The 10,866-nt window shown below is 45.9% G+C and carries 13 protein-coding genes and 1 pseudogene; 11 read left to right on the forward strand and 3 right to left on the reverse strand.

What is annotated here, in order from left to right:
• The 4 genes from HMPREF2711_RS10885 to HMPREF2711_RS07715 all read left to right on the forward strand — a co-directional run.
• Positions 1-186 (forward strand): TrbM/KikA/MpfK family conjugal transfer protein (locus HMPREF2711_RS10885; protein ID WP_083301556.1); only part of this gene is annotated, 186 nt, incomplete at its 5' end.
• A gap of 89 nt (positions 187-275) precedes the next feature.
• On the forward strand, positions 276-842 hold the full coding sequence (locus tag HMPREF2711_RS07705) for a type IV secretion system protein (protein ID WP_003746764.1): 567 nt from the start codon (positions 276-278) through the stop codon (positions 840-842).
• A 31-nt stretch (positions 843-873) separates the two neighbouring features.
• Positions 874-1,386 (forward strand): DUF4189 domain-containing protein, encoded by a 513-nt coding sequence (locus HMPREF2711_RS07710; protein ID WP_036493664.1) that lies wholly within the window; start codon positions 874-876, stop codon positions 1,384-1,386.
• 67 nt (positions 1,387-1,453) lie between these two features.
• Complete coding sequence (locus HMPREF2711_RS07715; RefSeq protein ID WP_003746766.1) at positions 1,454-1,756, forward strand: TrbM/KikA/MpfK family conjugal transfer protein; 303 nt, start codon at positions 1,454-1,456, stop codon at positions 1,754-1,756.
• 254 nt (positions 1,757-2,010) lie between these two features.
• On the opposite strand, the gene ygiD is transcribed toward HMPREF2711_RS07715, so the two are convergent.
• A complete protein-coding gene (gene ygiD, locus HMPREF2711_RS07720) occupies positions 2,011-2,796 on the reverse strand; it encodes a 4,5-DOPA-extradiol-dioxygenase (RefSeq protein WP_003746768.1) in 786 nt (261 codons plus the stop codon).
• A gap of 242 nt (positions 2,797-3,038) precedes the next feature.
• Here ygiD and HMPREF2711_RS07725 point away from each other — a divergent pair, with 242 nt between their 5' ends.
• From HMPREF2711_RS07725 to HMPREF2711_RS07740, 4 genes and pseudogenes are all read left to right on the forward strand, one after another.
• Complete coding sequence (locus tag HMPREF2711_RS07725) at positions 3,039-3,557, forward strand: GbsR/MarR family transcriptional regulator (protein WP_003746770.1); 519 nt, start codon at positions 3,039-3,041, stop codon at positions 3,555-3,557.
• 180 nt (positions 3,558-3,737) lie between these two features.
• A pseudogene (locus HMPREF2711_RS07730) lies at positions 3,738-4,127 on the forward strand (DoxX-like family protein).
• Positions 4,124-4,606 carry a DUF2269 family protein gene (locus HMPREF2711_RS07735; RefSeq protein WP_003746773.1) on the forward strand — a complete coding sequence of 161 codons (483 nt, stop codon included), beginning with the start codon at positions 4,124-4,126 and terminating at the stop codon, positions 4,604-4,606. Before HMPREF2711_RS07730 ends, HMPREF2711_RS07735 begins: the two are co-directional and overlap by 4 nt.
• Before the next feature lie 38 nt (positions 4,607-4,644).
• Positions 4,645-5,484 carry an NAD-dependent epimerase/dehydratase family protein gene (locus tag HMPREF2711_RS07740; RefSeq protein ID WP_003746775.1) on the forward strand — a complete coding sequence of 280 codons (840 nt, stop codon included), beginning with the start codon at positions 4,645-4,647 and terminating at the stop codon, positions 5,482-5,484.
• Positions 5,485-5,741: 257 nt separating this feature from the next.
• Here HMPREF2711_RS07740 and HMPREF2711_RS07745 read toward each other — a convergent pair whose 3' ends face one another.
• On the reverse strand, positions 5,742-6,320 hold the full coding sequence (locus tag HMPREF2711_RS07745; RefSeq protein WP_003746777.1) for an NAD(P)H-dependent oxidoreductase: 579 nt from the start codon (positions 6,318-6,320) through the stop codon (positions 5,742-5,744).
• Positions 6,321-6,709: 389 nt separating this feature from the next.
• Entirely contained in the window at positions 6,710-7,291 is a 582-nt protein-coding gene (gene mobA / locus HMPREF2711_RS07750) for a molybdenum cofactor guanylyltransferase MobA (protein WP_003746781.1), read from the reverse strand.
• A 259-nt stretch (positions 7,292-7,550) separates the two neighbouring features.
• Here mobA and HMPREF2711_RS07755 point away from each other — a divergent pair, with 259 nt between their 5' ends.
• The 3 genes from HMPREF2711_RS07755 (at position 7,551) to trmB (ending at position 10,823) form a co-directional block, all read left to right on the forward strand.
• Entirely contained in the window at positions 7,551-9,311 is a 1,761-nt protein-coding gene (locus tag HMPREF2711_RS07755; RefSeq protein ID WP_003746783.1) for a histidine kinase, read from the forward strand.
• On the forward strand, positions 9,308-9,964 hold the full coding sequence (locus HMPREF2711_RS07760) for a response regulator (protein WP_003746785.1): 657 nt from the start codon (positions 9,308-9,310) through the stop codon (positions 9,962-9,964). Before HMPREF2711_RS07755 ends, HMPREF2711_RS07760 begins: the two co-directional genes overlap by 4 nt.
• Positions 9,965-10,106: 142 nt before the next feature.
• Positions 10,107-10,823 (forward strand): tRNA (guanosine(46)-N7)-methyltransferase TrmB, encoded by a 717-nt coding sequence (gene trmB / locus HMPREF2711_RS07765; RefSeq protein ID WP_003746787.1) that lies wholly within the window; start codon positions 10,107-10,109, stop codon positions 10,821-10,823.
• The last annotated feature ends 43 nt before the right edge of the window (positions 10,824-10,866 follow it).

Genomic DNA, 10,866 nt, shown 5'->3' on the forward strand with positions numbered 1-10,866 from the left:
GCGCTTATGTGCTTGGTCAATCCGGCATCTCAACCATCTGAGTGCCAATCTGCTTTAAGAAAATTCCACTCTATCAAGCATAAACATGGACACGATACGATTACCGCACGGCGCAATTTCCTAAAAAAATGCCCTGCTCAGGATCGTTCTGGTTTTGATGATTTTATTGATTCAATCATCAAGTAATTTTTGCTCATTAAATAAAGGCTGTCTGATATTCAGACGGCCTTTTCTTTTACAAAGAAGTTTTCATCGCATGACTCTCTTTATCGGCTTTGCGCCCCATCTTTATTTTATGCCTTCTGTTCAAAAAAACAGCACCCCTGTTTCAAAAATGGCTATACTATGGACTGGCAACCATCTTTTCCAGCGTGATGCTTGGCGTCATGGCGGAAATCTCTATGGATCTGGTAGGCAATATCGCCATTACCGATGCCGTATCCAATATTGCCGCGGCACTGACCGGCGGAAATGTCGGCGGTATTATGCAGACCGTGACCCAGCAGCTGGGCCTGGGTCTGATGCTCTCTACCCTGCTGATCACAGTACCGCCTATGGCAGGTGCCTGGTTTAACGGCATGATGGCTGGTTTCAGCGCCTACTCAGTCATTGGCAATGGAAATCGCCAAGAAGTTCCGCCACATTTGGATGGCGGAGCAAGTAGACAACAAATTTCAAATATTGATAAGCCTATGAATTATTACCAGGATCAGTATCAGCAACCTATATCGAGTTATACTACAGGAGGATATGGAAACGCTAACCAAGGCTTTGGTTCTAATACTGTTAAACCTATTGGTCAGTCTAAATTTGGTGCTAGTCAGACTCAAGAACCTCAATAGGCAAAACAAAATCGGACAAAGGATCTTACTGATGAAATACTTATATTTTATATTTGCAATAGGATTGGTAAATACAGCTTTGGCAACAAATCCTACATATGATGTAACCAAAGGTGCATTACAAAATGATCCAACGCTATGCCAATATGGTTACAATCCTAATTGTTCTCAGGCACATAAGCAGTCACAACAAACAATTGAACACATTTATGTTCATAGACCCCCAAAATTTGGCGCTTTAGCATATAGTTCAAAGGTTGGTCATATTGCGGGGTCTCTGAATCATAATTCTAAGGCTGAAGCTCAACAGGCTGCAATTCAGCGTTGTCAACGTGGAAGCAAGAATACCCCATGCAAAGTAATTGTATGGGTACAGAATGGTTGTGTTGCATCAGCAGTAGGAAAAATTAAAAATAAATTCGTTGTAGTTACCGGTGCAGGCCATCCAGGAACAGCTGAGCAAATAGCTTTGCAAAACTGCAAAAAGGGCGGATTGGATGATTGTGAAATTATTATGCCCGAAGGTTGTTCTCTCCCACAGTAATGATGCTAAAGATCATCTGAGATTTTGTTACCTTACTTTCGAATTCCATTTAATATCAGAGTAAATTATGAAATTCATTTCAACAATGACTGCCTTGGTAATGGGCTTTTCTTCAGTTACCTCTATGGCTGCCAATCCTCTTAATCCTCCGCAGATGGGCGGAGACGAGCGTTTGGCTTGCGAGGCGCTTATGTGCTTGGTCAATCCGGCATCTCAGCCGTCTGAATGTCAATCTGCTTTGAAAAAGTTCCACTCTATCAAGCATAAACATGGACACGATACGATTACCGCACGGCGCAATTTCCTAAAAAAATGCCCTGCTCAGGATCGTTCTGGTTTTGATGATTTTATTGATTCAATCATCAAGTAATTTTGCTCATTAAAAAAAGGCCGTCTGATATTCAGACGGCCTTTTCTCTTACAAAAAGATTTTACAAGTTACCTTCAAACCTACTCCCTATTTTGCTAAATTATTTACATTCAAAACTTACAGGCTTAATCTGATCTTTGTCGATATTAAGGCTTTTATGTAGATATAAAATGCCGTCTGAAACAATTTGGCACCATCTGCAAAGTGGCTCGAACAAATAAAGAATAGTTTGCTTTGTTCTGATTTTTCCCTTTTTACCCTACCAAAACCGATGTCATGCTGAGTGAACCTGCAATCAGCTTGTCGTTGAAAAACGTAACCTGATCTTGCGGTTCGCGCAATGCCATGATGTAAAGCAAGGGCAAGTAATGATCCGGTGTTGGCACGGAAAGCTCGGCTTTTTCGCCTAGCTGCTGATAATGCACCAAGGTTTCATCATCTCGTGTTGCAATCGCTTGATTGACCGTTTCTTGGAATGCAAACGCCCATTCATACCCCGCACCGATTTGATCGATATGTTCCCAGCTTATCGCCCTTAGATTATGCACAATATTGCCACTGCCGATAATCAGCACGCCTTGTTCTCGTAAAGCAGCTAACTTTTTCGCCAAGTTGAAATGCCATTCTGCCGATTGCAAACGGTGAAGGCTAAGTTGCACCAAAGGAATATCGGCATTGGGATAAAGAAATTTCAATACTGCCCAAGCGCCATGATCAAAGCCACGCGTTGGGTTCAACTCGACCTTTTCCGGCTGTAATAACGACCGCACTTGCTCCGCCAATTCAGGCGAGCCGGGCGCAGGATATTGCACTTGGCTGAGCTCTTCAGGAAAACCATAGAAATCGTAAATCATTTTAGGATGTTCACCAGACGTAACCTGCAAACGGCTGCTGAACCAATGCGCTGAAATCATCAAAATGGCTTTTGGTTTGGCAAACTTTTGCGTAATTAGGCTGAAATTCTGATTGAACGGGTTTTCTTTATCTAACGCATTCATCGGGCTGCCATGCCCAACAAACAATACAGGCATTTTTTTCATGGTTTACTCCTCGTTATTTGATACAGCGGATTGTACGGATAAATTTTTATTCAAAAAATACCGGTTTACGAACAATATCTTTTCCTCATAGGAAATCATGGCTGATAAGGTCTAGAGATTTTGAGAGAATATATAGAAGAAGGGTTGATTCAAAAGGCCGTCTGAACATTTTACTTCATATGCTAAAATTTCTTTATTTCTGTATTGACAGAAATAAAAGATAAAAATAGAATACCATTACTATGAAACTGAATCCGACCACTGAAAAATTTATCCTCCATTGGGGCGAAATGGGTACCAAATGGGGGGTCAACCGTACCGTTGCGCAAATTCACGCCCTGCTCTATATCTTGGGCAGGCCGATGAATGCCGAGGAAATTACCGAAACTCTTGGCGTGGCGCGCTCCAACGTCAGCAACAGTATTAAAGAGCTGCAAAATCTGAGACTGGTGCATACCGTGCATATCTTGGGAGACAGACGCGATCACTTTGAAACTTCGGATGATGTCTGGACTTTATTCCGCACCATTGCTGAAGTGCGTATGCAGCGCGAAATTGAACCGACGCGGCAATTTTTGCAAAGCCTGATCGACAGCCCTGAATTTAGCCAGGAAAATGAAACCGCCAAGCAACGAATCCGACAAACCCATGATTTCATCAGTACGCTGACCATATGGGCAAATGAAATGCTGAAGCTGTCCACTTCAACCATGGTAAAAATCTTGAAAGTCGGTGCAGGAATACAAAAATTTTTCCGGTAATGGCAATGGGCATCTGCTCAAAAAAATACTGCCTATGTTATTTAGAAATATGAAAACATGCTCATGTTAGTTTTACATGGGCATGTAAAACCAAAATTTTTTACCCTATAATTTCTCTCTTGACAGAAATTTTAGAAATTAAAGATTAAACAGGCTTAACTGATGAAATAGGAACTCGGTATGCTCGACAATATTAAACGCCCTCCTCCCGCCTACTTGTCTTACTCGATGGGGCTGCTATGGCTTTGAAGTGGTACCCAGCCTCTGTTTTTCATGCCTGAAATGTCATTGGGTTTACTGCGTTCGGTCGGCATTCCCGATCCGTTGCAATGGCCGACATTAATCGCCGCTTCACTGTTGGACATCGGTTTTGCCTTTTTATGCTTCAGCCGCTTTCGCTTCCGTTCCGCAATATGGCTGCTGCAATTGATAACCGTCGCGGCATACAGCCTGATTATTGCCTTCAGGCTGCCTGAAATGTGGGCGCATCCGTTTGCACCCTTGGTAAAAAACCTGCCGATTATGGCTACTTTATTTTTTCTGTATCAATCCGTAGGAGATAAAAAATGAACACCTATTTAATCGTTAAAACCTTGCACATCATCTCGGCTACCCTAATGGTCGGCACCGGTTTTGGTACAGCGTTTTACCTCTTTTGGGCAAACCGCAGCGGTTCGGTTGCCGCGCAGTCGGTGGTCTCGCATTGGGTCATCAAAGCAGATTGGTGGTTTACGACACCTGCCGTTATTTTCCAACCCTTGTCCGGTTTATGGATGCTTTACGAACGCGGCTATACCATTTCCACCATGCTGGAACAAAATTGGGTATGGATGACACTCGGTTTATACATTCTTGCAGGCATTTGCTGGCTGCCCGTTGTCTGGCTGCAAATCCACATGGCCAAGATTGCCGAAAAAGCGCATAAAGAAAACGCAGACACCATTCCTGATCCCTATTGGCGTTATGCCAGACGCTGGGAATTGCTGGGCTATCCCGCCTTTTGCGCCACTATCGTGATTTACTTCCTGATGGTAATGAAACCGATTTAAAGATTTTCAGACGGCCTCAACAATATAAAGAAAAAACCATGAACATCATCATTTTCGGAGGCAGCGGCTTCATCGGCAGCCGTACCGCCCAAATCTTAAAAGAACAAGGTCATCAAGTTTGCACGCCCGACCGCCGCGCCTTCGATTTTCTTCATCCCGACGAAACCGCCGCACGCCGTTTATTAGAGGGGCAAGACGTCCTCATCAACTGCATCGGCATCATGAGCCGTCATGCCGAAATACTCGAAACCGTACACCACCGCACGCCCAAACAGCTCGCCGCATGGGCGAGAGCAGCAGGCATAAAACACTGGGTGCAACTATCCGCACTGGGTGCCGACCCATCTCAATCCATCAACTTTGTCGGCAGCAAAGGACGTGGAGATGATGCCGTCGCCCAAAGCGGCATACCGATTGCCATAGCCCGACCATCCGTCGTTTACGGGCGAGGGGGAACCAGCTGCGAACTGTTCATCAAATTAGCCCGCCTCCCTTTACTTCCACTGCCGGAAGGCGGACGCTTTCATTTGCAGCCCGTCCATCTTGCCGATGTTGCCGAAGGCTTGGCAAAACTTGCCACCCAAACCGACACCGACCACAGCATCATCAATATGACCGGCAGCCAAACCCTGACCTTGGCGGAATACCTGACCACCCTCCGCCAAACCCTGCACCACAAACTGCCGCAACACATCCTACCCGTTCCCCTGCGCCTGATTGACCCAGCATTGCCGTTGGCAAACCTTCTCAGCAACGGCATCATCAGCCGCGACAGCTTTGCCCTGCTCAAGCAAGGTTCATGCGCCGATTATTCTGATTTTGCAGCTTTATTGAGCAGAAAACCTTTGGCGGCTGAAAACTTTGCCGACTGCCTATAAATCGGCTGATAACTGTTTAACCTTAAAATCAAGAAAGAAAGGCCGTCTGTTGTTCAGACGGCCTATTCAGACGTTGCTATTGACAGGTTCTAGCATCAATAAAGGTATGTTATAAGTTTCCATTTAGGAGTTTGGCACATCGGCAAAAATACTATGCCGTTTCGTGCAAGCTTGCTTGTCTTTAGACACACAGTAAGCATAAACAAAAAATGAAAAAAGGTGGGCAAATGCCCACCTTCAAAACCCATATTTTGCAATTAACCGAATACTTTTTCCAAGTGGGCTTGGTAGTCTGCCAAGTATTGTTCTACTTGTGGATTTTTAATCACATCGTTACATAAGAATGTCGGCAGACGGGTCAATCCGATGAATTCATTGAGTTTGTGGAAATGCATGTATAACACATCCACGCCTTTTCCTTCGAAGAAATCGCCTTCACGAGTGAACGCCTCAATCGGCGCATTCCAAGTAAGTGAAAGCATGTGTTTTTTGCCTTGTAACAAACCGCCAGTGCCGTAGCCTTCGGTTGGATTGACACGATGACGACCATCACTATGGTAAAGCTTACCGTGTCCGGCGGTTAATACTTCGTCTATGTATTTTTTTACTGTCCAAGGTTCGTGCATCCACCAGCCTGGCATTTGCCAAATCACGACATCCATCCATAAGAATTTTTCGATTTCTGCCTCGACATCATAGCCGGCATCAATCACGGTTTCTTGAACATTGTGTCCAAGCGCGGTCAACACTTCTTTCGCTTTTTTATGAAGCGTATGGTTCAACTCACCATGCGAATGTCCGAAATTTTTACCGCCGTCTAATAATAAAATATTCATTTGACTCTCCTAAACCAGGCAATTCTAAAAAAGAGGGGCTGCTATTATGCCGTTTTAGCCTTTATTTTGAAAGTATGGCCGTCTGAACATCTTAAGCCATGCAACGTAAAATCAGAATATCCCGTGGATTTTTTCGGTTAACTGTTTTACGAGGATTTGTTCGTAGATAATTTGGACTTAGGCAGACTAAATGACCTAAAAGAAACAGCCAATAGGGAAAAGCCAAAATTTATTGCAACGAGAAACGTATCATTCTTCTGAATACACGGATTGAATAATTTCTAAGGGGACTGATTACAAGATAGTTATTACCTATTAAAATTAAAAGATTTTTAAGCATCATCAAATGGCGCATTCCTATCTAAATATTAGTCCCCTTACCTACCCAACTACAAAGGCTGAGCCAAATCGTTTTCCGTGTTGTAGCTGATAAAATCCTGCTCATGAGGGAAAGGAACGACCCGTGCGCGTTGCTGCTGCAACCAGCCGCGTATGCTGCGCATTCCTGAATAAAGGTATGGCACGGTACTTTGTAGGATTTGCGGACGGATAAACATCACGCTGTAATGCGGTCTGGACGGGGTTTCAACGTAAAATGCATTGCACAACGGCGTGCGTTTGGCGATGGTCTCAAACTGGGAAACCAAGTTTTCAGGCAGGCGGGGCATATCGCAGGAGATGATAAGCAGCCAGTCTGCAGTAGCAATTTGCAAATCGTTGGCGGCGGTACACAAGGCGGCCAAAGGGCCGTAATGTTGCCATTGGCGCGCATCGGAGAAAACATGCGCGCTGCGTTGGGCGTAGGATTCGAGATTGCGGTTGGCACTGATGGCGATATGGCTGACTTGCGGGCGGATTTTTTCGATAACGTGGTCTATCAAGGCTTTGTTGTGCCACTGCACCAACCCTTTATCGACACCTCCCATCCGGCTTCCCTGCCCGCCGGCCAATATCAGTGCAAAAATTTTCATTTTGGTAGTCCTTTGCAAAGCAGAGTGTGTAAGTGTTATTCGCGATGTTGGATTTATGGAATAAGTTTTAAGGCTTCAGGCCGTCTGAAACCTGGTTTTGTGATTTAATTCACTTAAGATGAATTTTATCATAACATGATTTTACATTAAACCCCTGTTTTTTCTTATCATAACCATACAATTATTTTAGACAGGTTGTTTATAGGCCGAAAGAATGATATTTTTATAAGATTATCGGATTAGTCTTCCTGCGTGCTTTATGCGTTTATTCTCCGGATCTTCAGACGGCCTGAGTCTGTCCTCGCGTTTAAAACTGCTGACTGTGTTATGGGTCGGCTCAGCTTTTTTATCGATTGCCTTTACCCTGCTGCTTTCTTGGCGTTTGGAAAGCGCGGCCAAAACGATTGAAGATGCGGGCAGCTTGAAAATGCAGGTGTACCGCTTGGCTTATATGGCAAGCGTCCGTACGCCCAATGCGCAAATTGACAACCAAATCAAAGAATTTGAACGTACGCTGGCCAATGTAACGCAAAGCGATGCCATTCATCCGCTGATTCCGTCACAAATGCCACTGGCTTACGATTTGATCCAATCGATGCTGTTGATCGATTGGGAATCCAACATCAAGCCTTCTTTGCAACATTACGAGCGGCCGACCCAAATCGGCCTGTACCGTTTTGCCGGCAATATCGAGCTGTTTTTACAGGCGATGGAAAACGCCAACGAGCAAAATACTTTGTGGCTGCGCCGTTTTCAAATGGCGATGATGCTGATGATTTTAGTGGCTGCCGGCTTGATGATTGTTTGGCATTATTCGTGGATCATCCGGCCGCTGGAAAAACTGCGCGACGGGGTGGAAACCATCAGCGAAGGCCGTTTCGGGGTTCAAATCGATACAGACCAAATTCGTGAATTCGCCCAAGTCAGCAAGGGCTTCAACCAAATGAGCCGCCGTCTGAAAACGCTTTATACGGATTTGGAAGGACAGGTCGCCCAACAAACTCAAGACTTGGCCCGGCAAAACCGTGATTTAACCCTGCTCTACCAGACTACGCGCAACCTGCACCAAACCTTTACGCCGCAACAGGCCGCAGAAGAATTTTTGGCTCAGATTCTTCCGGCGTTTTCCGCCTTGGGTGGTACGGTATATCTTTCCGATGAAGAACGCAAACGCTCTGACTTGGCGGCAAGTGTCGGTAAAACCGAAGAGGGAAATCGTGTAGAATTCCCAATCGTTTACCAAGACGAACAGCTCGGCGTATTGGCCCTGTATTTTTCAGACGGCCAGATGCCCAATGAGCAAGATGAAAAATTGTTGCAGACTTTAAGCGGGCAGCTGGGGATTTCCATCGCCAACAACCGCATGGAACAAGAACGCCGCCTGCTTGCCGTCTTGCAGGAACGCAACTTGATTGCACAAGGTTTGCATGACAGCATTGCACAAGCCCTGACCTTTTTGAATTTGCAGGTGCAAATGTTGGAAAGCGCGTTTGCTTCAAACCAACGCGAGCAGGCTGAAGAAAACATCAGCTTCATTAAAGACGGCGTGCAGGAATGCTATGAAGACGTCCGCGAGCTGCTGATGAATTTCCGCACCAAAATCAGTAATAAAGATTTTCCTGAAGCGGTAGAATCGCTGCTGGCGCGTTTTGAACGGCAAACCGGTATCCCGGTTGATTCAAAATGGCAGGACGACGGCCAGGCATTGAATTATGATGAACACTTGCAAATCATCTTCATCTTGCAAGAAAGTCTGTCCAACATCCGGAAACACGCGCGTGCGCAGCATGTCAGCGTCGAAATTGCCAACCATGGCGATTTTGTCATGAAGATTCAGGACGACGGCGCAGGCTTTAATCAAGAACACTTATCAAACCGGCCTTCAGGCGAACATGTCGGCTTGGGCATTATGCAGGAACGGGCCCAACGGATTAACGCAGAATTGGCCATTACATCGCAGATTGGGCAAGGTACGGCAGTGATGCTGACTTTGCCGCAACAAATGAGAACAGCATCATGACGATTAAAATTACCCTTATTGACGACCACACCCTGTTTCGCAGCGGTATCAAGGCCTTGCTTTCGCGCCAGCCCGATTTTGAAGTCGTCGGCGAAGCTTCAGACGGCCTGGCCGGCGTAAAAATGGTCGAACAGCTCAAGCCTGACGTAGTTTTGCTGGACTTGGATATGCCGGTCATGAACGGCCGCGAAGCACTGGCTCAAATTTTGAGCATCAATCCGCAACTGACCGTCATCATGCTGACTGTTTCCGAAGACAGCGACGACTTGACAGAATGTATGCGTATGGGTGCAAAAGGCTTTTTGCTGAAAAACATCAACGCCGACTTCCTCTTGGAAAGCATCCGCAAGGCCGTTGACGGAGACAATGTCTTCTCTCCAGAAATGACCAGCCGCTTGGTGCAATCGCTGATTTCCCCTTCTCCTTCCCGCTCCGACCACCTGCTGGCGCAGCTGACCCCGCGCGAAATGGAAATCTTGGGCTACCTTGCCGCCGGACACAGCAATAAAATCATTGCCCGCCATTTGAACTTGGCTGAGTCTACCGTCAAAGTGCATGTGCAGAACCTGTTGCGCAAGCTGAATCTAAGCAGCCGCGTTCAAGCTGCGGTTTATGCGGTGCAACACAAAGTACCGCAACCGGAATTGTCTTAAAAAGGCCGTCTGAACCTGAAACCTTGTTGTAGAAAGGTTTCAGATAAAGCGTTTATTCGCTATAATCACGCCGATTTGTAAGCAGGGTTGTCTGATTTTTCAGACGGCCTTTTTATTTGATTTTTCACTGATTTAAAACGATATGTCCGAAAACATTCCAGAAAATACGCCCGAAAATACCGTTCCTGAAGAACACAAACGCAGCATCCGCAGTTTCGTTTTGCGCCAAGGCCATATGACCGCGGCCCAACAGCGCGCCATCGATACGATGTGGCCGCAATTCGGTGTGGACTTCCAAGAAGCCCCTTTGGATTTGAACCGCACTTTTGGACGGGACAACCCTAAAGTTTTGGAAATCGGTTTCGGTATGGGCGTCGCAACGGTGGAAATCGCCAAACGTCTGCCTGATACCGACTTTTTAGCGATTGATGTTCACGGCCCGGGCGTCGGTAATATCTTGAAGCTGATTGAGGAAGAACACATTTCCAATATCCGCGTGATGCGTCATGATGCGGTGGAAGTGGTGGAAAAAATGCTGGAAGACGATTCTTTAGACGGTATTCATATTTTCTTCCCCGACCCTTGGCACAAAAAACGCCACAACAAACGCCGCTTGGTACAAGTGCCGTTTGTTGAAAAGCTGCTGCCCAAACTCAAAAGCGGCGGCTATGTCCATATGGCGACCGATTGGGAAGAATACGCCGTGCAAATGCTGGAGGTTTTGAGCAGTTTCGACTCTTTGCAAAACACGGCTGCCGATTACGTCCCTACGCCTGATTATCGTCCTGAAACCAAGTTTGAAGCCCGAGGCAAGCGATTGGGTCATGGCGTTTGGGACTTGGTGTTCCGTAAAAAATAATTCAAAACTTAAAACACAAGGCCGTCTGAAAAGTTTCAGACGG

This window comes from Neisseria sp. HMSC070A01 (genome assembly GCF_001810165.1).
Lineage (GTDB): Bacteria > Pseudomonadota > Gammaproteobacteria > Burkholderiales > Neisseriaceae > Neisseria.

Coding starts and splice junctions, on each gene's coding strand:
- HMPREF2711_RS07710 (WP_036493664.1), top strand. CDS start 874: ATGAAATACTTATATTTTATATTTGCAATAGGATTGGTAAATACAGCT.
- HMPREF2711_RS07715 (WP_003746766.1), top strand. CDS start 1,454: ATGAAATTCATTTCAACAATGACTGCCTTGGTAATGGGCTTTTCTTCA.
- ygiD (WP_003746768.1), bottom strand. CDS start 2,796: ATGAAAAAAATGCCTGTATTGTTTGTTGGGCATGGCAGCCCGATGAAT.
- HMPREF2711_RS07725 (WP_003746770.1), top strand. CDS start 3,039: ATGAAACTGAATCCGACCACTGAAAAATTTATCCTCCATTGGGGCGAA.
- HMPREF2711_RS07735 (WP_003746773.1), top strand. CDS start 4,124: ATGAACACCTATTTAATCGTTAAAACCTTGCACATCATCTCGGCTACC.
- HMPREF2711_RS07740 (WP_003746775.1), top strand. CDS start 4,645: ATGAACATCATCATTTTCGGAGGCAGCGGCTTCATCGGCAGCCGTACC.
- HMPREF2711_RS07745 (WP_003746777.1), bottom strand. CDS start 6,320: ATGAATATTTTATTATTAGACGGCGGTAAAAATTTCGGACATTCGCAT.
- mobA (WP_003746781.1), bottom strand. CDS start 7,291: ATGAAAATTTTTGCACTGATATTGGCCGGCGGGCAGGGAAGCCGGATG.
- HMPREF2711_RS07755 (WP_003746783.1), top strand. CDS start 7,551: ATGCGTTTATTCTCCGGATCTTCAGACGGCCTGAGTCTGTCCTCGCGT.
- HMPREF2711_RS07760 (WP_003746785.1), top strand. CDS start 9,308: ATGACGATTAAAATTACCCTTATTGACGACCACACCCTGTTTCGCAGC.
- trmB (WP_003746787.1), top strand. CDS start 10,107: ATGTCCGAAAACATTCCAGAAAATACGCCCGAAAATACCGTTCCTGAA.